Source organism: Vibrio alginolyticus NBRC 15630 = ATCC 17749, assembly GCF_000354175.2.
GTDB classification, from domain to species: Bacteria; Pseudomonadota; Gammaproteobacteria; order Enterobacterales; family Vibrionaceae; genus Vibrio; species Vibrio alginolyticus.
The window spans coordinates 2,600,723-2,623,972 of the sequence record NC_022349.1 but is presented as its reverse complement, the minus strand read 5'-3'; the positions used below and the strand labels follow the sequence as shown (position 1 = coordinate 2,623,972).

Sequence of the window (23,250 nt, the reverse complement as noted above, 5' to 3'; positions counted from 1 at the left end):
AATTAGAAAGCTCAAACTCGCGACAAGAACTTAATTTAACTGAGAACCCAAATAACGCAAATACGCGTTGCGAATGCGCAGCTTGTTCTGCTCAAAGTACTCTTGGCCATAACGGCCTCGGTTAAAGTAGCGACGAAGCATGCTATTATCCATCACAAGTTCATCCCCTTGGCCTGCCGCTAAGTAATTATAATCGTTGCCAACTCGCGTCGTAACGTTGAAATCATAAGCCTCGTTACCACGAACTTGTATCACTCCCGGAGACATATCACGCCATGGCGTTAATGGCAGCTTTACCGACACAGTGACAAACTGCTCTTCGTCTGTATCGTTAAACTTTGTCACCTGATAACTTGCAGATACTTCTATGTCTTCAAACCAATGTGAGGTCGTGAATTTTGCGCCAACATCCCCTTTCCAAAACTCGCCAGCAGTTGCGTTAAACTGCCAATCCCACTCTGGCATGGAGAATGTGTAACGAGTTAAAAAGGTTTGGCGATCTGGATTCGCATAACCATTTTTGTCTTTTTCGTCTTGATGTTGGAAGTAGCTCATCTCTAGTCCCAACTCATGGTTACCCGATTGAGAGAACCAAGCTGATTCGCTACGCGCACCGATATAATCCGACTTAACCAAGCCTAGAGAGACCTGGTTAGCAATATCGACATATGGTAAACGGAAGAACTGATGCACCATTACACGATCAATCTCGCTCTCATACGCGCTGTCTTCGAAATACCCACCCTCTTCAAAATCATCACTTTCTGCTAAAGGTAAAATATGACGAACATCTATTGCCGCGCCAGACCATAGGTAGGTGTATAAGTTGCTGGACATGGCAAAAGAGTAATCATACACACCGTACTCGGTTGCTACGCCATGCCTTACCATAGGGGAAAGTACTATCTGCGAATCTAAAGTGCCTGAATTAACTCGCTCCGTTTTCCAATCAACCATGTCTAATCTTTCCGACAAATCGCGCGTGATAAACTGAATGTCATCACAAGCTGCGCTACCATTGACAAAACTTTGGTAACAGTTAGAGTTAGACAAAACGCTGACCACTGGTTTTTGGTTGGCAAGCATCACAAGTTCAAATTGATCCGATGCAGCGCCAATATCTTGCGCTGCATTTTGACCAAAATGACTCGATACAATCCCCAGAGCTACACCTAATCCATCTGCTTGATTATGGTTGTATCGACGGTTCTCTAAAGCCACCACGACTCTACCATTGACTAACCCCACTTGAACATTAACGAAACCTTCGTTTTTTAACGCACTCACCAAAGTTGAGATCGAAGCATCTTGAAACTTCTTCTGTTCTACAAAAAGCTTATCTCTCAAAGACATATCGCTTTGAGAAAAGCTAACTGAGCGTGTGTAATCAGATATCAGAGGGATTGAAAAAGCGGCATTCCATACATTTTTAGTATCAGTGTCATGGCCTGAATAGACCTGATAACTAAGAGAAGCTGTTATATCATACGGGAGCAGCTCTTTTGGCGTAAAAATCTTTACTGAAGAATTAAACTCTTCTGAGTCGTACTCACCTACCAACTGAATGAAATTGAATGGTTGGTACTCAACACCACCAAATGGGCCATCCATAACACCAAGCGGAATGTCTGACTGACCATACCCCAACGACATTCGAACTGGAGCAAAATCGAAAGAGTAGTCAGCAACTATATAATTCGTATTAAAGTAGTTTAACTCTCCTCCAAGATCTTGCACGCCAACTGCCAACTTGAGTTTATTAAAATCTTTAAAAAAAGGAAGTTGATACTTAAAAGAGGCTGATAGGTCTCTAACACTCCCCACAACAAACCCATTAGAACTATAGTCTTCAGTCACGATTCGGCCTTGTGCCTCTAACCCTTCGATTAGTCCGAGAGAGAACGTTAAAGACTCTATATCAGAGACGTTATTCCTAAGCGGTAACCCATGTGCAAAGTCAAAGCCAAAGCTCCCGTAGTTTTGAACTTGGGCATTGGGTATAAAAGTCAAACCAGTAAAACTTTGGTTAGAAGGTAATTCTTTTACTAATATAGCTGGAGTTTCTGCATATGCACATTGAGAGAAAGAAAATAAAGTCCCACTTACCAATGTAGCTGCTATAATTTTATTTATCATTGTTTCATTCAAATATTTCACGTTTTCACTTAAGTAAAGTTACGATTTCAATAGCTCATCTTACTTTTAGCATGTGATACTTCCAAATCACTTTAATAAAATACCGAGTAGAGCACTAAGCAAGTTCATCGTCCATAATGAGTATCTTTATAAGTTTTAGTTAATAGCAATATCTAAGCACTTATAATTTTGGTTAAATCATTAGCCATATATAAACACTGGCATCACCATATGATATGCTTTAATGATACATCTTAGTTGGAATTGTCTTCGTTATTAGTTAACCCCTTATAATAACTAAAACCTAATAAAGCCCAAAAATAATAAAATATAGGTAAACTATATACCACATTAGCAGAGAGCATGGCGATTAGACTAGCACACAATGAGTAAAAAACACCCTTCGATAGAGGATCTTTATTAGAAAGATAAAATGTAAACTGTAGTAATCTCCATAAGAAATAAATAAAAAATAGAAAACCCAAAAAGCCGAACTCCAACAAAAATTTAATCCAATCATTATGAGGATCAAAAGTAATACCAGATTGAGTTGTTAAAGCATCCAAAACCACATAATGCCCTAAACCAGTTCCAAACCAGAAATGTTCATTAAACCAGTCAGACAATAGCAACCGCCAATGCATCAACCTCCAGTTAAAAGAGTTCCCTACTTTTTCTCCTTGTTCAATATTAATACTTATTCCTGTTTCCACAAATTCAGACACTCTAGCGGAGATAGAAGTATGTTGAAATATATATATACCGATAGGGACAATAATAATAAAAAACAAAGGAATGATAATGATTTTTCGATTAGACTTTACCAAAGACAAGTAACTTATAAATAATATAAGAATAATAGCATTCTTTACTGTTCCTGTAACGAACACAACAAAAACAGACAATAAGAATGCTAACAGGGTCAAATTACTTTTTGATGAATCATAATAAACATAAAATAAAACAGCAAAAAATAGAGCAAAATTGGCCAAAATATTTATTTTCCCAGCCAACCCGGAATACCTTACCACACCATCAATTTCTTCTGCTCCTAGAGCAAGTACAGGCCCAAGAGCACCAGCAATTAAGTGTATAAATACTGATAAAAAAACGACTACAAAAAACCATTTTCTAACTCTGGGAATAGAGTATGATAGGCAACCGAATATAAATATACATTGACAAGTAACAAGCCTAATATAAGTAGAAACAGACGTAAGTAAAGAATATCCTTGAATAACACCAATAGCAGTAGAAAAAATCAAAAAAATGTTTACATAAATTAAAACCTTAAAAATCCCACCTTTATTTAACGTGTTTCTAAAATGGTCACCTCCAACCAAAAACAATATCACAAGAATATCAATTATTAATGGAACAATAATACCAATCGCAACAGAATCATATGATACTAATATAGTTTTTAATAACCATAAAAGAGAGAGCAAACCCCATAAAACTGTTGTCATTTTAACTTCTGCCTTTCTATATACTTAAGGTAAATGAAGTTACAAAACACATCAACAATCCCAGAAAAACTCTGCCGCTGAGCTTTTGAATATATTTCATCATATTTTTTTGGTGCCGACAATATATCAAAATATTCATTAAATATATTTTGATAGAAAAATCTCTCTCTATTAAAATCAGACTTCGTAAATAAATTAGATATCTTGGTCAATGCTTCTGACTCAGAGAGGGTTGAAACAGATCTTTCAGAGAAATTCTTTTCAAATAAAGAACCAAAAGTATTGTCATCAACAAAAATTGGTATATCCAAGTTGGAGACTGGAGCTAGTGTGAGAACACCTAAGCACATGGCTTCCATAGCACCTCGCCCTGTACCAATTGAAAAGTCAAAATCAGGTAACCAGCGTACAGCATCCGTCGTAACTTTTTTATCAGTATGGAAAAATATTCGATCTTGTATAGATAAATAATTACACAAGTCTTTTAATTCACTTAAGACATGCCCATCCTCCAATACACCAACAACATCTACACTAAGATCATGTCCTAATTTTTTTAGTTTATAACTTAGATTAATTGCCGATAATATTTTTTTACGATACTTTCTTCCAACTCGGGCAATGCATATTGCTCTTCTTTCAAAGGAACGCTCGAAAAACAAATTATCCTTCGTTCTTTCATTTACAAGAGCCATAATTTCGTTTCTATTGATTCTATTAGGTATCAAATAACTTGAAACGTTCTTATTATGAAAATGCTCTTGGTCTTCTTTTGAAAACACTGATATAGAATAGCACCTTGGATAGTAACGTAAAGGTTTACCTCCACACTTAGTAAGGACTAAAGGATTATTTTTAAAGATAGATACGACTCTAGCAAAGCTAAATGAATGCTCATCAAAACAATGTAATGTATCGTTTACATTTATTATTTTATATAATAAACTAAAGGCACCACAATATCCATTATCTCTTATTGATATAAAAGTAAGATTATCATATTTCACCCTTGGTTTTGTATGACCAATAATTACTACCTTTGAGTCAACATACTGTTCAGAAAGAGCTTTTAAACTATAATAGTGTCCTCCAATTCCCTGGTCCATAGTGAAAGCTAAAAATGTCAACATTGTTTATATAACTCCATTATTTTTCCAGATATTATCTTATTTGAATAAGTGTTTAAAAATACACTTTCTGTCTCATCACTTTTCATGCCTTCCAATTCATAAGCTTTTAATACTTCGCCAACCTTAATTATCATTTCTTCTTTTGAATTAACCACATAAACTCCTGTACAAATATGGCTTAACCTCTCGACATCACCTACATTTCGGCTAATTACAGGCAATCCGGATGCATAGGCCTCCTTAACAACTTGTGGTGAGCCTTCTCTATCCGATGTGAGAAGCATTAAAGATGAAATACTATACAATTCCTTGACTTCTTTCCTCGACAAGTTTTCAAGTGCTCTATATTTAACATTGTGGGATTTTGATATATTAGTAAATACATCTAGAAAATAGTCAAAGTTCTTCTCAGGCCTATCAGGGCTACTGGGAAATATAATAATTTTTTCGTTAGTTTGTATGTTCCTGTTATTAGGATTGAAAAAATCAGTATCTATACCACATGGTATAACAGAAAGCTTATTTGAGCTTTCTGTTAGCTTATTAGTTAGAACACCGTTTAATTCATCGCTAACTGCAATTGATTTATTAGAAAGATAAAACGCTAACTGGCTGATTAGCTTTACTAAGCTTGAACCACCTAAAACATCTGAGCCATGAAATGTAACAATTACTTTAATACCTTTAAGTTTAATAATTGGCAGTAGAAGTAAAACAGGGAAAAATGATAGTCCATAGTGTATATGAATAATGTTAGGATTATATTTAAATATTTTTTTGGCAAGAGGAAAAATATTACATATATACTTTCTAAAAAAACCAAATTTAGGTTTATCCAAGTTGAATACATCAACGTTTAAACCATGAAACCTTATTAAGCTTTCAACTTGTTCCTTTACAAATATACCTTTATTTCCTCTTGAGTCTGGATACATGTTAGTTATTACTAATGTTTTCATTTACTATACCAGTTTAGAAATAATTTCATCTGTAGAGAAAAACTCTTCTTTATTATATTTGCTAGGATTCCAAGAATTGGATATAGTCTTATTAATAGCACTTTTAAGTTCTAGCAAGTCATAACAAACCACAGCATAATTTTTCTTATCAAAATATCCAGCCAAATCTAATTGATGTTTATCTGAACGCTCTAAGTTAGGTACAACAATAAATCTTTTTCCTAATTCGGCCAACTTATAACATGTGCCAGCCCCAGCATGACAAATCACTAAGTCCGCAGTATTATATAGTTCATTAATATCACTAACGAAAGAATTAAACTCTATAGATTGAACATTATTATTGGCATCATATCCCGGCGCCTGGATAACAGCCTTCCAATTATTTCTAACAATTATATCCTTACAATGTTCGACCAAAGATGGAAATGGAGTTGTACCTACCGTAACAAATATGTTAAAGCCTTCCACAATATTTAGCCCTCGGGTATAATTCAGATAATGATTCATTCTGAATATAAAAGTCTGTTGATAAATAGTACATCAAGGCACCTGCCATTGACTTAGTTGTAAACCTAGACCATGTTTCTATATGAATAACTTTTTTCCCAAATAGCCTAAAGACTAAAGCTGGGATAACAGCGATACCTGGACCACATGATATTATCCCTGTTGTATTATTTTTTCTAACAAGATACCAAGAAATTTTAATATTTTTTATAGATGCATTAATCATATTCATTAATTTCGCATCATACTTATCTCGAACTTCAGTAGCTAAATAACATTTATCAAAAATATCAACACTAATATTTTCCGAATCAGTAAAGGCAAAAAATTTTAGTCTATCATCTCGTTCTTTTAATTTTTTACGAGGCGTAGTGCTTGAGCTTCATGTCCACCTTTACCAAAACAAACTATCACTCGACCTTTCTTTTCCAAAACAAAACCTCAAAGAATAAAAATCACTGATTATCTATAAGTTTTATATCCCAACCGACCAATAAGAGTAAGTATGCATATAGATTGTATAATATAATATAATGCTACTGATATAGATAAGAAAACCAGTGTATCTATCTCAGACAAAGAAAATAAAGATGAAAAAAACAATGAAGTAGCTACAAGTATCAGTTTAAAGAGATTAAAATAGAAATAATACCTTACCTTACCTATAACATTAAATGCATCTACAATTGGACCAGCGACAAAGTTGGCTGCGACTTGAATTGATAAAACCTTAGAATAAAGCCCAGCCTCAACCCAATTATCACCAAATAATACGGAAAATGCTTGCTCCGCAAACAAAAATAAAATCAATGAAAAAACTATAGCTAAACCTAGCATTTTCATTATTATACTCAATGTCAAAGACATAATTCTTTGTGATTCAGACAATCCTATCTTAGATATTTCCCCGTAATAAACTTTTCTTACATTGCCTATAATCATAGTAGCAGGGATAGATATCATTGACATTGCCAACCCTAAAAAACCTACTGATTCATTACCATATTCCTTCGTAAAGTATATTATTGGTAATGCTTGAGATATAGCAAGAACAGTTCTAGATGGTAACCTAAAACGAGGATACTCTTTATACTTCCTAAATATTGCATAATTTAACAGCAGTCTTTTTCGACAAAACACATCTAAACTACTATTAAATAATTTATATTTTTTTAGCATATATGCTATGCCAAAGCCTTGTTGAAACGCAGAGCCGAAAATAAGGCCAATACTGCCAGCTCCAATCAAGCCACCTAGTACTTTAACTCCTCCACCAGCAACTGACTGTTGCAGCTGAGTTATGGAAATGACTTTATACTCAGCCTTTCTAACGGAGTAAAAGGTTAGAGTTTCATATACAGAAATCAATATAGCACCAAATATGATAATTGATATTTCCATATATTTAAACGTGACTTCACTTGAATTATAGAAAGGTGAAACAAAAAAATATGAAACTGGAGCCAAAAAAAACTAATTAAAATAGATAGCTCTGTAATTCCTCTTGCTTGTCTTTTGGACTTTGCAATAGGTATAGCATCACAAAGCCGAAGTGATATTAATCCTCCACATACTGTCATGATTGACATCGCTGCTGTATAAACTCCAAAATCTTCTGGTTCGTACAGTCTGGTTAATATTGGAGTTAAAGATATTGATATCACTTTTGCAAGGAACGAACTACCGATCAATCTAGCTATACTTTTCCTAAAAGTATCGGTGCCCATAACTATAGCTCCACAAATCTCTTTAGATTATTAGCAACTATATCTGCTCTATATTGCTCTCCACTTCTAGTTATATAGATAGCTTCTGACTTAAGTCTAAATCCGGTCTTCTGATAAACTTCATTATATGCTAACTTAATTAAGGTTAGAACATCTATTGCACTAGCTTTTCCTCGGTTAACTATGAAGTTTGCGTGCATGGCCGAAATCTGAGCTCCACCAAACTTATATCCTTTTAGACCAACATCTTCTATAACTTTTCCTGGAGGACCAATAGTTTCATACATTTTCGGATTACTAACAAATACGGAACCACAACTAGGCTCTTTACGAGGGAACTTCATTCGCCTTTCTTTAAGAATTTCGAGACATTTCCTTCTCAACTCGATTTTGCATCCAGGCTGTAACTTCAATTTACAACTTAATATAATTTCATTCAATGACTGATAACAGCTTTCTCTATAATCAAAAGCACATTTATCTACTCTTCTCTCTATAATATTTCCACTTTCATCAATAGATAATACCGAGAGTATATTACTCGAAATAGACTTTCTTTGGCTACCAGCATTCATATAGATCACTCCACCAAATGAGGCAGGTATGCCAATTAAGTGTTCCAATCCAGAAAAACCTTTAGCAATTAATTTCCTTACAGTAGTTGGGGTAAAGCATGCAGATCCAATGTTTACAACCCCATCGTTGGAAAGACTTATATCTTTAAACTTTCCATCTAGTTTAATTAAGACACCATCAAATCCAGAATCCGAAAACAATAAATTTGATGTATTTCCAACAACTAACCAAGGTAAATTTCTCACCTTAGCAAACTCTATCGCTTCTAAAATTTCTTTTTCATTGTTTACTATTGATAAATACTTTGCTTTACCACCAATTTTCCAATGAGAAAAAGAACTAAGACTAACATTTTCTTTTATATTCATTTTTAAGGAGAAAATTCTCAACACCTAATCCATGTGAAAGATAATTTATTAAGTTCCCCCTTAATAGTTAAAGTCCGTCAAGGGAAAACTTATATTTACTTTTAATAACTAAGAACAAGAAATTATTTAGAATATTTCACTTTCACACCCAAACCATCTAATTTAATAATGAGATCATTATATCCACGTAGTGCCATTGAAACTCCTGTAATTCTGGAGACTCCAGAAGGAGCACATAATGCAGCTAAAACCGCAGCCATAGTACCGCGTAAGTCAGTTGCTGAAGCATCGGATGCATTAAATATCACAGGGCCATTCGTTGTTATCTGTCCAACAGATGCCTCTAGTTCTAAGTTTATAAATTTCTGTAACTCAGACAAGTAGCTAATTCTCTCTGGATATCTATAATCATGAATTCTAGATTTACCTACAGACATTAACCCTAACATCACGTAAAAAGGCTGCATATCCGAAATAATTCCAGGGTGGGTGCCACATGCGACTTCGAATGAATGAGCATGCCCATCCACCATACAAGAAGGACCAATATAAATACTATCGCTATTTTGAAAAAAATCGACCCCAGCATTCTTAAGGTACATTAATGGAATTTCCATAGAGGAAAAAGGAACATTTTTTATTAAAATATCCCCTCCGGATATTGCACCATATACTAGCCATGTTAATGCTTCTATCCTATCCGGTAATACGTGATAAGTATGCCCTTTTAATACATTGCAGCCTGTGACTTTAATATAACTTTGTCCAATTACATTTATTTCCACACCACTTCTTCTTAAAAACTCTATTAGATCTTCTATTTCCGGAGTTATATAGGCATTAGATAATACAGAGGTGCCCTTGGCTATAGAGGCCATTAAGAGAGCGTTTTCTGTTCCTCCAACAGTCGAGATAGGAAACTCGAATTGACAACACTCTATCGTTTCAGGAGCAGTTACAACTATACAATTTTCCTTTTCCTCGACATTACAACCGAACTCTTCCCAAATAGATATATGTACATCATATTTTCTCGCGCCTATATTACACCCTCCAGGATACGGTATGTAAGCTTTTCTAGATCGCTTGAGTTGTCCTGCAACTAACAGATATGTTGTTCGAATTGGGTAGAAATAATCATCGAGTTTACGTGGCTCATAAGCTTCAGAATTAATATATAGAGAGTCTCCATCAATTTTAGTCTTTACGCCATTATTATTAAGGAATCTTTCTTTATGCTTTGAGTCAACTAAGTTTGTCGGATACCCGGTTAAAGTCACAGGTTCGTCACAAATAGTGGCAGCAGCTAAAAGACGTGTAGCAGAATTTTTAGCTCCAGATACAGTTACAATACCTTTAGGGACCTGTCCACCCTCAACTTCAAGTATATCTTTATATAAAGTCATCTCAATTTTTCCAAAAAATTAAATTATAAAATAATAATAACGCTAGCCTAAAATCAAACCGTTACTTTAGTTCCGTTCTTATATGGAGGTTTTTATTAAACACTTTATTAAAATATGTTAAGAACTTCCAAATATGAGAGATTAAAAAGAAATAGCAGCCAAATAGAACCAAAAAAGTAATAAACATTATTGATTCACTTACATTAGTAAAATCAGCCCATAAGCCTACCGCAGCACAAATCGATGCCATCGAACAGATGAAAATTAACGTTGCACCTGGTGAAAGCCCAATACGCTGACAAATATGGTGTAGATGTTCTCTGTCTGGTTGGAATGGTGACTGACCTTTACGAATACGACGGATCATAATGGTTGCCATGTCCATCAACGGTAAAGCTATTAACCACAGTGCTGTGACTGGCTTGAAGGCTACCGCTCCTGGTTCTTGCGTGCCGCGAATCAGCATCCAGACCACTGTAAAGCCGATAAACATACTGCCAGCATCACCCATAAAGATTTTAAAGCGACGACCAAGTGGGAAACCTAAGTTCATGAAGATGTAAGGAAGCATCGCAGTCACGATCATTAAACAGATCGTGGCTAAATATTCGTTTCCGTTGTAGGCAAACACAATACCTAATGCTGTAAAGGTGACCGAGGCTAACCCGCCCAGCAAGCCGTCTATGCCATCAACCATATTAAATGCGTTAATTGCGCCTATTACCGCAATAACGGTGATCACTGCGCCAGCGACTTCATTAAGGGCAATGGTTTCGCTCCCCATTAAGTAGCCTAAATCGTGTAAGCTGTGGCCTCCGATGTAAATCATCGCAAGGGATATTCCAGCTTGGATAATAAGACGAATTTTGAAACTTACATCGTAGTAGTCATCTAATGCGCCGAGCACTATAAGCACAGCCGAACAAGATAAGTAGAGTGATAGGTTGTCATTCATTGGTAGGAACAGAAGGAACCCGACCAGTATAGTAGAGAAAATGGAGATGCCTCCTACAAGGGGTACTACTCCTTGGTGAAGCTTTCTTGCATTGGGTTTATCTACTAGACCTACGCGCTTAGCAACCTTGCGCATAACAAAAAGTAGAACGAACGACAAAATAAATACAAATAAATATGCATTATTCATGATAGCCAACTGTGTTATTAAATAAGTTTGAGGTAAATCTATAACGCATCCGACTGATTCCCTTTACGGATTCCATTGCATCACAGGTCCGATACTGCAGATTCTTGCTTCGCTCGTATCTAGACACGCCGAACTCTAAGAATGAGCAGGTGATTTTTTGGCGTGACAAAACCACATTAGCCAACGTGGGTTGTAACGCATTGCAAACGCTAATTTCTAATATTGAATATGTAAGTAACTGAGTTCCACCGACACTAGCTCGTGACGGCCATCGGTTCTCAGCCTTTTATAGGCAGGCCAAATACAAAGCTGAACATACTAACTGACGGTTTGGACCGGTAGTTATGTACTTCTATAAACCTAGTATTTGGTTTTGATAGGTATGAGAAATGGAGATTTAAATTGTAACCTATGCCTAACCAACATTTGCTCGCCACTTTGTTAGCTTTGAGCGTCCCTCTGACAAAAGGGAATTACATAAATTTGTAATAGTTCTCGTTTTTTATAAATCAATCTTGCCAGAAATGCACTTAGGTGCTTATTATTATTAAATAATTATCTTGCTTGGTCTCTCTTCTGTTAGGAAAGAGACTAACAGATGATTTAGGCACGCTACCGCCCCTAGGTCTGGCTCCTAGAAGCAAGTTTTATACGTAGTGTTTAATGGTTGCGTTTCCAAACAGGAGACGAATTGTATAGTAAACACGTTGCAACTAAAAGTAGAACGTGCAAAAAGCTTGCAAAAAAATGTCTTTTTTCTGACACTTAACTCGCCATAAACGTGACGCTTTTTTGTTGACTTACTAATTATTAAACTCCTTCCGGCATAGCTGATGTTTGTATAGCTAGCGCGTTAATCTCAGAAGCCTAAGTGAAAATAGTTGCAATAATATGAATTGCATCACAACAGGTTGCAATACTACACAGTCAAATTTATGACGAATATCTAAGTCTCTCTAAACTTTCGGTTTTGCTGTTTTCTTACTCTCATTATCCTTGCCTACAATGCGCTCACTTATTCACCACTTTCTGCTTACCTTGTTCATTGCGCGATTGACTGAGCCGTCTTTACGTCGCGAGGTGTCGCTATATAAAAGCAAATACTCGTAAGCGTGGGTTAACAAAGGAAAAGGCGTCGTTTCGTTATGAAAGTACTGCACCACGGTGGGAAAAATACGGTTACAGGCTCTTGTCACGAGCTCGTATTACAAAATGGAAGTGTGCTGATCGACTGTGGTTTGCTACAAGGTCAAGATAATGCTCAGCAGGAGAGTTTGAATATCGACTTTTCTATCTCTGATCTCAAAGCGGTTGCTCTAACCCATTCTCATATCGATCATGTTGGTCGGCTACCTTGGCTATTGGCTGCAGGTTATAAGGGACCTATCTACTGTACGAAAGCCACCGCTGAGCTCGTACCGCTTATGTTAGAAGATGGATTAAAGCTCCAATTAGGCATGAGGCGCCATCAAAGGGAAAGCTTGCTCGATTTTATTCGAACGCTTATTCGCCCTTGCTCTTACTCCCAATGGATAGAGATAGAAGAACATACCTATCTTCGCTTTCAACCAGCAGGACACATTTTAGGGTCTGCATATGTTGAGTTTCATTTATCAAACAATGAAGTTGTTGTGTTCTCAGGGGATTTGGGACCTCGCAACACGCCTCTCCTACCTGACCCGGTATCGCCTGAAAAAGCTGACTATTTGTTTATCGAGTCAACATACGGCAATAAAGTTCACGAAGATGTTGAGTCTCGCAGTAGGCGATTGCTTTCTATTATTGAGCACGCACTTCAGGATGGTGGCGTAATTGTTATACCTGCTTTTAGCGTCGGGAGAACTCAAGAGTTACTGTTTGATATAGAAAAGCTTATTCATGAGCACGCCTTGCAAGATTCTCTGCCTATTATTCTCGATTCTCCTTTGGCTAAAAAGGTAACTACTACCTATAGGCAATTTAAAAAGCTTTGGGGAGCTGAAGCGAAAGAGCGGCTCGAGCATCACCGACACCCTCTTGCGTTTGATCAATGTATTACCGTCGAAAGCCACACTGACCATTTAAAGCTCGTCAATCGACTCGCGAGCACGGCAGAAGCTGCTATCGTAGTTGCGGCCTCTGGTATGTGTGAAGGTGGACGTGTCGTCAATTATTTAGAAGCATTGCTGCCAGATAAAAGAAATGATGTGTTATTTGCAGGCTATCAAGCAGAAGGGACGCTAGGTCGGCGAATTCAGGATGGAGAAGAGAACATATTGATTGAAGGAAGGCGCGTTAGAGTGGAGGCTCAAGTACATACCATGTCAGGTTACTCTGCACATGCGGATAGGGAAGATTTAATACAGTTTGTTTCTGGTATTCCTACTCCTCCGAAAGAAGTTCACCTTATTCATGGTGAACAAGCGTCGAAAAGATCGCTTTATCAACAACTGATAACCCTCGGATATAACTGCGTTATATAGTGAAATGAACAATCATTTAATTTCGAGACAATATAATATATCGCAAACATAGTTTTTCGAGTTCATTGATATAATTACGTTAAGATTCAAAAACAAGTCATGAACAAGGACTCAGGTTCAAGAAAATTAACAAAGTTATGAGCATGTTCTGGATTCAGGGATATAATTTCTATACGAAATAAATTATAATCGCCGACTTGTAAGCAATTGGCTAGTCGATAACAACTTATTCCATTCCTATGACAGACAGTATGAGCGACACGCTTCAAGAACGAGAAGCTTCTGAATTAACTAAGCATAATTCTATCAGCATAACATCAGCATTGGACGAGTTATCCGCAAGTGAATCAAATGCTTGCCTTTATATCTACTGTCCAAAAGAAGACGAAGCAAAAATTGCTCAAGTACTTAAGAGGCATCCTGAGATTAACGCTCAGGTTAATAACTATTCTCTTAGAGACTTCAAGAGCAAAACGCTTTGCCACTTCAAAAGCTCGCATCTAGATCCTGAACAGCAAGCGTTTCTTGTCGCGGCGACAGAGCTAGGTGCTTGGGTTGAGCCATTAGTGAGCTATTTTGACCGTTCACTCGGATATACTGAAACTGAGCTTTTGCACAGCGGCTACTTCTTACACCAAAAAGCTTTTTCTATCCTTTCTAATCGTAAGAACAGCTGGCAAAAACGCTTCATCGATCTGTTGTTTGTTTTCATGCTGTCATGGGTTGCTATTCCAGTAGGGCTTATTACGGCACTACTCATCAAGCTTGAATCGCCAGGTCCGGTATTCTTTAAACAGCGTCGTACCGGCCAGTATAATGAAGAGTTTGAAGTGATTAAGTTTCGCTCGATGCGAAACGATGCAGAAAAGAACGGAGCCCAATGGGCAACAAAAAATGACGCTCGCGTAACGAAAGTCGGCTGTTTTATTCGTAAAACTCGCATTGATGAGCTCCCTCAGTTAATCAACGTACTAAAGGGAGAGATGTCGATGGTTGGCCCTCGCCCAGAACGTGAAGTGTTCATCTCTGAGTTAGAAAAAGCCATTCCTTACTATCGCTTTCGTCACGCCGTTAAACCTGGGGTCACTGGCCTAGCTCAAGTAAAATACCCTTACGGCGCATCGGTAGAAGATGCTATTTGGAAGCATAAATACGATGTCTATTACATCAAACACCAAAACTGGATGATGGAAGTGAAGATTCTTTTCCTTACAGTCAAAACGGTGTTATTTGGGATGGGTCGCTAAAACACGGCGAATTTAATCGAACGGATCATAGATATGAAAAAAGAGCAGCGCCTTACGGTCGCTGCTCTTTTTGTATTTACTTTAGTTAGTTATATCTTAAAAAGTATGCTAACAATTATCTTGCAAATCTATAGATAATCTTTTTAGTAAACCTTGGAGAAAGCCTCAGCACCGCTTTTAATGAAGTGTTTACTATCAAGTTTTTCGTTGATAAGAAACCTATTCTTTTTTGATAGCGCATTAACCTACACTCTTGCTTGAAGTAAAAATACCCTCTGCGAGTAAGCATCTCTTTGCCCGAGCGCATTTTCAACAATGTGTCAGGTAAATTAGTTAGCTGATATCCTTTACTCAATAAAAGACTCCACAAAGCATAATCCTGAGCTTTCCGTAAGTCTGGATACCCACCTACGGATTCTATAATCGACTTTCGGAAAATAGAAACTGGATGGCTAAGAGGGCTACGACGAATAGCGAACTTGCGTAACTCTGCTGAACTAACTGGTAACTTGCGTTCAGAAATACGAAAGCTAAAACTCTCATCCCACTCCTCAATCGTTGCGCTAGAGGCAGCAATACTCGGATTTCGAAGCATAAATTCAACTTGCTTTTCGAAACGTTGCGGCAATGCGATATCATCGGTGTCCATTCTCGCAACTAATTCGTTTCGACAAGCTTTCAAGCCCGCATTTAATGCACCCCCTAACCCAATGTTCTGTGGCAACTCAACAAGTGTTAGAACATCACCAAGCTTGACCTTCCACGATACAATTTCATCTTCTAACTCAGAACATAGAGGCCCATCTTTCACTAAAACTATCTGATCTGGCTTTAAGGTCTGCCGCTCCCAAATACTTTCCATTGCTTCTTTTAAGTATGAGGGACTCTCTTGGGTATAGACAGAGAGCAAAACACTAAATTTCATTTAGGTAGATCCATTCTGTAAAGTTGACGCTTACCGCTAAATACCGAATCAAAGAAAACGGCCGTCCCGCATGATGATAATCGAGGATGGAGGTCGCACCTTGTTTCTCCTGAAAACTCAAATCCATGGAAAAACTCACCAATTGGTTTAACTTCACCAGTGACAAGGTTACAGAGAAGAAGATGCTGCATTCTAGCTTTGTCTGGATATGTATCAGTCACAAACCAATCTCCGACTACATGAGGATGCCCATCCCCATAACCTGAAAGTTTCTCATGCTGGAATGGAGTAAAGTTGCCAGAAGCCACATCAATAAGCCAATAACCATCAACTCCATTAGGACCCCGCATAAAACCAAGCACCGTTGACTCGTTAACCCAAAAACAGTGGCTTACCATACCAAAGTCACTCAACAAGGTGACATTTCCTGTTGTAATATCAAACTTGAGCAAGCGATCGAAACGACGCTTACCTAGTAAATATCGATGCATAAATATAAAGTGTTCACCTGATGGTGAGATCATCACGTGATTAAATTTATGCACCGCACTCTGAAAGTCTGGAGTGGGATTTATTTTACAAGCATCATCTAGAGAAAATAATAGTTTCGTATTACCAGTTTTAATATCTACAAACCATAATCCATCTTGGGTATTATCACGCAATTCTTTGTCTTTTAGTAGTGAGGTATTTCGGTAACCATAGTCCGGCCTTAAAGTCATCAGACGTTTATAGTTTAGCGAAATAAAATACTCGTCTTTGAAAGAATCCTGCACCGCATGGCTAAACTCTTTAATTTGCTTTCTTTCACTTACTGAATAGATTTTCGCAATGTAAATGTTTCTTTCGCTATCGTAGTCGTTGAAAATGAAAAGATCTTCATTTAGCCAATGCGCTCTGCAACCTTGCTGCCAGTTGTAGGCATTGACAGACAAGCTTAATAACATTTCTTGATTATTATCAAATACAGCAACTTCTACACTTTTTTCTATTGAAGGTAAAAGACTAGTTGAGCGACTAGATAATTGGGTAATTACCATTCCTAGGCTGTTTTCCGGGGACTTATCGTAGTAGCCAAAAAAGCTTTCCCTTGATTGGTTGGAATAAGCGATAGGGCTCACTTCAGATTTGAACTTGTAAGACTTTTTAGCTCGAACATACATTAATCTAGAGTAACAGAACTTTGCAAACTCTTTGATCGCAGGAAAGCGCCTCAGTACTCTGGCAATATTACGTTCCAACCCGCTATAACTACTCACTGTGCCTCCAAAATTTTACGATATAGTTCTTGATACTTTTCAGACATTTGCTTCGCAGAAAACACTTCTGTTGCGAGTCGTCTCGCCTCTTTTTTTGAGTTTTCATCAAAGTCGATCGGTGCTTGAGACAACTTTTGTTTAAGATGAAGCGTACCGGAATCTAAAGAAAATAATTGACACGCTTGTTTAGATTCTTGTGCTATCTCTTGGTGGGAGTCAATGTCTGATAATATTACAGGCAAACCTGCGGATAGAGCTTCTAAGACTGTATTTGGTAAGCCTTCAGATAATGAAGTAGATACAAAATAATCCGAAGCAGCAAGATATTCATTTACATTGGATACATTGCCCAAAAGACCCACGTTGGGCCCAGCTTTGACCTGAAGGTCATTTTTAAGAGGGCCATCGCCAAGAATAATCAAACTACCTGCACTTTTATTGGGTAGCCTATTAAACGCATCTATCAATAACTCCATGTTTTTTCTTGGAATTAAACTTCCCACAGAAATGTAAACCGGTTTCTCGTATTCTTGCAAAACCGAAGGAGCCTGTGAGCTTTCTACAAAGTCTTTTACACCATTCTGAATCGCATCACTCTCGATGCCAACACTCTTTAGCTGTGCTTGGATCGTTTTAGAGCATGACACTAAGTTGTGACACTTTTTCATAGCAGAAAAGTGCTGCTTAACCATCAACGCTCCTTTAATTCGACCAAACTTACTAATATAGTCCTCAGGTGGAAAGTTTCTCGATGTCATAACCCATGGAATGCTACCTGCAATTGAAGAGGCAAGACTGTCAGCTCGGATGCCCTGAGTATGGATTAAGTCTGGTTGGATCTCTTTGATTAAACTCTTCAGTGTTGAGCTAGCTAGAAACATGCCTTTAATTCTAGATAGATTCAAAGAATACAGATTGACCCCTGCACTTTCGTAGTCTTTCCAGCGGCTATTATGTTGAGGCTCCGGAGACAATGTGATCAAGTGTGGTTCAAAAATGTTTCTATCAAGGTTGTTTATGATATTAAGCAATTGATTTGTTGGGCCAGAGTGTTTCAATGTACTGACAACAAAGAGGATTCTCATGTTTGTACCTAATTAAATATTATTGTTTGATATGGTTCTGCGTTTTGAACTGTAGTGACAAACATTAGTGCAGAAAATGCTATTAAAGATAAATATATAAGCGGCCTAGACCTTCTATGAAAAATCAACACAATAGAAGGCAATATTATGATGGAAGCTGGTGTACAGAAAAGATCTTTTATACGAGCAAACATAATCCCATAATCGATAAAAAACAGCATCATCGAAAATCCATAAACATACATGGGTATTAGAATAGAATTATATTTGTTTACCTTAACCAATCTCTTGTAAAACAAGAGGATTAATACAGAAATTAATAAATGAACTAAAACGGTACCGCCAAATATAGAATATGACTCAGCAAACTTTGAATCCATGTATCTGACGAGTCTAAATTCATTACCCAGCCCCATAAACTCAGCAATATAGAGAACAATTGTCATCCCGAACCCACCAGCAGCAGCCATAACAAAGGATGCTGCGAGCACTGAAGACAGCATCCACGGACGCGCGAGCTTTTTCATAAAAATCAATAAAAAAGATAACACTGCAGCAATATGTACCAGTAAAGATGATGTCGCGGCGAGAGTAAAAATCAACTTCCTGCTATGGTATAAATAGTAGACGGCCATTAAAGTAATCGCAGAAGACAAACCATTCCGTATTTGCCCTAAGTCTGCCCGCATCCAGATAGCTATGTATAAAAGTACTGATAAGTAAAAGAAGTTCGACATTTTTTTAAATGCATAGAGCTTTATCCCTATAGATATAGAAGCAATAAAAAAAACAAATAGTTCGAAACTACCACCAAATGACTTAATAAATAGTGTTAAGAATGCATAAAGGCTTTCCGTCGGTTTTTCTCCAGAAGATGGGATATAGTTTGGAAATCCCATCTCTGAAACATTGTCGACATAATAGTAAATTTCTTCGTAGTTAAAGTAATCAACTGAGGCATATCTAATGCCAACAAAAAGCACAAGTAATATATAAAGTGCTGGCGATAAATTGATTACACTCTGACTTCTATTAACAGAAATAATAGAAAAAAACATAATCAGAAAGAATGGAAAGAAGTATATTGCCACTATAATTCAACCTTTAGTAAAAAGATAAGAGCATTAAGACTTAGCTTCAATTAAAGACTGATAACTTTGCAAAATTTTCTCTATAGTATATCGTTCAGATGTACTTTGTGTTTTTTTTCTAATAATACTGCCATCACAGACTAGTGATATTTTTTCTGCTAACTCATTTACGTCCTGATAGCCGACTAAATATCCATTTATGCCATCTTCAATGATTTCGCTTGGACCACTTGGGCAATCAAATGAAACAACTGGAGTCCCAAGTGTTATCGATTCAACAAGCACGTTTGGGAAGCCTTCAAATAATGAAGTTAATAACGTTGCCTTTGCATTGGCATAATAAGGAATCATATCACCCTGAAACCCCTCAAAGTCTACTCTTTTAAGTACATTAAACTTAGCGGCGCACTTCTTCAGTTCACTCTCCAAGCCTCCTTGCCCAACAATCTTCAAGCGGAGCTCTGGATACCTTGGTGCCACTTTCGAGAAGGCTTCAATCGCATAATGGAAAGCTTTTTGCTCTTCCAGTCTTCCCACACATAGCAAATAGTCTTCAATACTGGCTTCATTTACGATAGTGCCAAGTGACACTTGCTTCTGATAGTTCGCAACAATTTGGCAAACAGGATTGTTGATCACTTCAACTCTGGATGCTTCGACACCTAAGTAATCAATCAAGTCTACTTTCATTGCAGAAGATTGAGCGATAAAATAATCAGACAGTGCATAAAACTTCTTAATCAAATGTTTAACAATAAAACCGTGCCATAGGCCTTTTTTCTTTGATTCAGCTATAGATAAGAAAATGATATTTCTTGAAATCAATGTAAATTTCAGTCTCATGATACTTCGTATCAGACCCAACATTACTGATATTTGGCGGTTAAAAGATAAAACTATTTTAGGCTTTGCTTGCTTAAGATAGCGAGAAATAGCAACGGCTGAATAACGGGTATGCTTAACGTCTAAATTAATTAAGTTCACTTCGGAAGCTAGCTCTTTTTCTCTGACAGCACCGTTTAGACTCAATACGACTAAGTCTACAGAGTACCCCTGATTAACAAGACCGTTCGCTAAAGTTACACAAACTTTCTCTGCACCACCGCCACGTAAGCCACCAATAATAAATGTTATTGATTTTCTCATCGTTTGCTGACCTTCAGTGCTGTATGATATAGCTTGGTGTAAGCAAAAGCCTTTAGTCGATTGAAGTCATCAAGTGCACTATATTTGTTTACTTGTGACTTAAGGTTATTGTTTCTAACGAAAACTGAAAATGATGCTAACCATGCCATTTTTTCATCAAGACGATCTGCCTTAGCATAAGTTGTTTTAGGCCAGTGCTTTGCCCACATATCTAAAGACTTCTCATTAAATATACCTAACTCTTGCAATACACCACTATTAATCTCATTCAAAACGGTGCTCCTTAGGTCGTGTCTCAACCATTTCCCATAACAATTGTTACGACTAGTGAGCGTATCTTCTACGATACTGTTAGCTTTGTTGTAACGACGCCCTGTCCTAGCCCAAGGAATATCCAATAAGTTTCCAGGCAACAACTCAAGTAAGTGTTCATAGTTATCGTCTGTACGACAACTAGGATCTAACGACCACATAAACCCAAATACATCCGGTGAAGTAAACATCTGGTACAAAGGAATTCTGTCATCAATAACTTCCATGCAAGCGTTCAACTGGCGGCGCATATAATGCTGTTGCATTTCTATCTCTCGATAAGACATCTCACTTCGCCCAGGGAATCGAGACCGCTCACGTTCTAAGTCTGCTCGAACACCATGAATAGCCGCCTTTTCAACAGAAGCTCGAAGAAAAGCAAAATGATTCATATGTCGGTCAAGTATATGAGGCAGCTCAGAAGTTTTTCTGCCAGAATATTCGCCTCTACCAATACTGTCACCATAACTACCAGCCAAAATTCCATCGATACCAATAGTTTTTGAAACATCTGCCATTGCATGCAAATGCACGGGAGAATATTCTGCGCCTCGTTCAGCTGTGAGAAAAATATTGTTGTAAAGCACCTCTTCAGTCAAAGGCTTATAGCTGAATTCCCAGCCAAAGCTTTGTGCAATTCGCTGCGCATATACTACATCACGAGAGTCCTTTAAACCCCATGTTAAAGCGGTAACATCGCCAGTATATTTACCTGTAACCTGTAGCTCCCTCACGATAGCAGCAACAATTCGGCTGTCCATACCACCAGATAGTAGAATACCTATATTCCTTTTTCCGTTAAGGAATTCAAGGGCTTCAATTTCTAGTAACTGTTTTAGCTTTTTTGCTACTTCTGGAGAACTTTTTTTATCTTTAAGATGAGGAGGCAAATCTAAATAACTCCAAGACTCACTATCTTTTGACGCACGCTTTGCCATCCAAGGTGTTCGTTCAATTCCTTGAACCATAGTTCGGTTCGAGAATATGTAGTTTTTCATCAAAAACTCCATAACCGAAATAGGATCTACTAAACGCCCTTGAAGATCAAACTTAGAAATATGCTTTTTATAGTTGATACAATTCTCACCCTCTGAGTAGAAAGTTCGAGTTCCCAGACCTAGCTTACTCATGCTACTAAAACCTTAATAAACTGCTATAGGCGAAGTTTTTTAATTTGTTCCGCCCTGAAAATAATTACCACTCTAAATATTTATACTAATTTGAGAGAAGAATATAAACGCTTAAAGCTTCTTGCTTATGAAGTCTTCGATCATGAAGAATTCAGGAGAAAATGCTCCCTCAATCCACTCTAGTTCATTGTTCCAATACCCGGGGCAGTCAAGATATCCTTTTCGCGCAAAAGAGTAACTCAACTCAACAATGAGAGGTTTGTCATCCAACGTAACAAAGTCAAAAGCAAGACACTGGGAGTTCAACTTCTTTGTTACATCAAAAGCAATTTTCAAACATTCTTTGGGTATTTGATGCGGGTCGTAAATAATATTACCACTACCAGAAGCTCGAAAGTCTCCTTCCCTTACCATTCGCTTGATCGCAAACGCTCGTTTACCTATAACAATGATTCTAATATCATGATCGTTGTTAGGAATAAACTCTTGAAAATATGCGTAATTTCTTTCTACTGGAAAGTTTTTTTCAGCCTCTTTCGGAATAACTAACCTAGCAAAGCCCTTACTAATATTTAAAAAGCTGCTTAGAGTTTTATCGCGTTTAAAGTGCCAATAGCGCTCCTTTAAAAAGTTGATCCTATTTTTTACTTTATACCCTTTTCCAAAGGCTTTTCTTATGAATTTTTGAGCTTCACTTTCGGACCTTACAATATGCACATTTTCAGCTCCAGCTCCTCCTCTAAGTTTAAATACCGTAGGGAAGGTTGTTGTTGAAGCCCAATTTAAAGCCACATCTTTATCATAAAAGACGTGGCTAGGAACTAATGGAGCTTTTATAGCTTCTAATAAATACTTCTGACCTACTTTATCGTCAAAGTGCCAAGCTGTTGCAGGATCTGGGAATACTCGCTTACCAGCTGCCGCCAATGAGTAGCTTAATTGACGCGCAAACAATACGGCCCTGTGATCATTGTGTCCCCAATGCCACATAACACCATAGCAACCTTCTAGTTGTTCAATAATATCGTCGGAGTAGCAATCCACTATTTTATAGTTAATATCATTCAGCTGACAATAATCAATCCATTTGTCACTGAAGCTACCCGAACGAGAGTGAATAGCTAACATTTTTTCTCCAATTAATATTTCGTTCTTGTGCTTTTAATAA

Annotated in this window: 19 protein-coding genes; 2 read left to right on the top strand and 17 right to left on the bottom strand. The window is 37.3% G+C overall.

The genetic code is table 11. The annotated features are described in order from the left end of the window. Window positions 1-30: 30 nt before the first annotated feature. From N646_RS12065 to wecA, 10 genes are all read right to left on the bottom strand, one after another. Window positions 31-2,136, bottom strand: a complete 2,106-nt coding sequence (locus tag N646_RS12065) for a YjbH domain-containing protein (protein WP_017820734.1) — start codon at window positions 2,134-2,136, stop codon at window positions 31-33. A gap of 254 nt (window positions 2,137-2,390) precedes the next feature. Beyond that, complete coding sequence (locus tag N646_RS12060; RefSeq protein ID WP_017820733.1) at window positions 2,391-3,605, bottom strand: O-antigen ligase family protein; 1,215 nt, start codon at window positions 3,603-3,605, stop codon at window positions 2,391-2,393. After that, window positions 3,602-4,735 carry a glycosyltransferase family protein gene (locus N646_RS12055; protein WP_017820732.1) on the bottom strand — a complete coding sequence of 378 codons (1,134 nt, stop codon included), beginning with the start codon at window positions 4,733-4,735 and terminating at the stop codon, window positions 3,602-3,604. The genes N646_RS12060 and N646_RS12055 overlap by 4 nt, the downstream gene beginning before the upstream one ends. After that, entirely contained in the window at window positions 4,729-5,694 is a 966-nt protein-coding gene (locus N646_RS12050) for a glycosyltransferase family 4 protein (RefSeq protein ID WP_017820731.1), read from the bottom strand. The genes N646_RS12055 and N646_RS12050 overlap by 7 nt, the downstream gene beginning before the upstream one ends. A gap of 3 nt (window positions 5,695-5,697) precedes the next feature. Continuing rightward, window positions 5,698-6,165, bottom strand: a complete 468-nt coding sequence (gene pssE, locus N646_RS12045; RefSeq protein ID WP_017820730.1) for a PssE/Cps14G family polysaccharide biosynthesis glycosyltransferase — start codon at window positions 6,163-6,165, stop codon at window positions 5,698-5,700. Then, window positions 6,152-6,493, bottom strand: a complete 342-nt coding sequence (gene pssD / locus N646_RS23765; protein WP_315972168.1) for a PssD/Cps14F family polysaccharide biosynthesis glycosyltransferase — start codon at window positions 6,491-6,493, stop codon at window positions 6,152-6,154. Before pssD ends, pssE begins: the two co-directional genes overlap by 14 nt. Before the next feature lie 173 nt (window positions 6,494-6,666). Continuing rightward, window positions 6,667-7,605, bottom strand: coding sequence for an oligosaccharide flippase family protein (locus N646_RS12040; RefSeq protein ID WP_017820729.1), 939 nt, complete (start codon window positions 7,603-7,605; stop codon window positions 6,667-6,669). Between the two features lie 328 nt (window positions 7,606-7,933). Then, complete coding sequence (gene murB / locus N646_RS12030) at window positions 7,934-8,875, bottom strand: UDP-N-acetylmuramate dehydrogenase (RefSeq protein WP_017820728.1); 942 nt, start codon at window positions 8,873-8,875, stop codon at window positions 7,934-7,936. A 122-nt stretch (window positions 8,876-8,997) separates the two neighbouring features. Next, window positions 8,998-10,281, bottom strand: coding sequence for a UDP-N-acetylglucosamine 1-carboxyvinyltransferase (locus tag N646_RS12025; protein ID WP_017820727.1), 1,284 nt, complete (start codon window positions 10,279-10,281; stop codon window positions 8,998-9,000). Window positions 10,282-10,342: 61 nt separating this feature from the next. Then, window positions 10,343-11,425: a UDP-N-acetylglucosamine--undecaprenyl-phosphate N-acetylglucosaminephosphotransferase gene (gene wecA, locus N646_RS12020; protein WP_017820726.1), complete on the bottom strand. Its 1,083-nt coding sequence runs from the start codon at window positions 11,423-11,425 to the stop codon at window positions 10,343-10,345. A 1,145-nt stretch (window positions 11,426-12,570) separates the two neighbouring features. Between wecA and N646_RS12015 the strand changes: the two genes are divergently transcribed. After that, window positions 12,571-13,887 (top strand): MBL fold metallo-hydrolase, encoded by a 1,317-nt coding sequence (locus tag N646_RS12015; protein WP_017820725.1) that lies wholly within the window; start codon window positions 12,571-12,573, stop codon window positions 13,885-13,887. Between the two features lie 239 nt (window positions 13,888-14,126). Beyond that, a complete protein-coding gene (locus tag N646_RS25085) occupies window positions 14,127-15,134 on the top strand; it encodes a sugar transferase (protein ID WP_017820724.1) in 1,008 nt (335 codons plus the stop codon). Between the two features lie 115 nt (window positions 15,135-15,249). Here the strand turns inward: N646_RS25085 and N646_RS12005 are convergent, their stop codons facing one another. The 7 genes from N646_RS12005 to N646_RS11975 form a co-directional block, all read right to left on the bottom strand. Beyond that, a complete protein-coding gene (locus tag N646_RS12005) occupies window positions 15,250-16,059 on the bottom strand; it encodes a glycosyltransferase (protein ID WP_017820723.1) in 810 nt (269 codons plus the stop codon). Next, window positions 16,056-17,318: a TolB-like translocation protein gene (locus N646_RS12000; protein ID WP_021034099.1), complete on the bottom strand. Its 1,263-nt coding sequence runs from the start codon at window positions 17,316-17,318 to the stop codon at window positions 16,056-16,058. Before N646_RS12000 ends, N646_RS12005 begins: the two co-directional genes overlap by 4 nt. Next, window positions 17,315-18,403, bottom strand: a complete 1,089-nt coding sequence (locus tag N646_RS11995; RefSeq protein WP_005379488.1) for a glycosyltransferase — start codon at window positions 18,401-18,403, stop codon at window positions 17,315-17,317. The genes N646_RS12000 and N646_RS11995 overlap by 4 nt, the downstream gene beginning before the upstream one ends. An 8-nt stretch (window positions 18,404-18,411) precedes the next feature. After that, window positions 18,412-19,494 carry an EpsG family protein gene (locus N646_RS11990; RefSeq protein WP_005379486.1) on the bottom strand — a complete coding sequence of 361 codons (1,083 nt, stop codon included), beginning with the start codon at window positions 19,492-19,494 and terminating at the stop codon, window positions 18,412-18,414. Between the two features lie 33 nt (window positions 19,495-19,527). Then, window positions 19,528-20,640 carry a glycosyltransferase gene (locus N646_RS11985; protein ID WP_005379484.1) on the bottom strand — a complete coding sequence of 371 codons (1,113 nt, stop codon included), beginning with the start codon at window positions 20,638-20,640 and terminating at the stop codon, window positions 19,528-19,530. Beyond that, window positions 20,637-22,082, bottom strand: coding sequence for an asparagine synthase-related protein (locus N646_RS11980; protein ID WP_005379482.1), 1,446 nt, complete (start codon window positions 22,080-22,082; stop codon window positions 20,637-20,639). The genes N646_RS11985 and N646_RS11980 overlap by 4 nt, the downstream gene beginning before the upstream one ends. Before the next feature lie 111 nt (window positions 22,083-22,193). Beyond that, the gene (locus tag N646_RS11975) at window positions 22,194-23,210 is read right to left on the bottom strand and encodes an ATP-grasp domain-containing protein (protein ID WP_005379479.1); all 1,017 of its coding nucleotides are present in this window, start codon (window positions 23,208-23,210) and stop codon (window positions 22,194-22,196) included. Window positions 23,211-23,250: the final 40 nt, after the last annotated feature.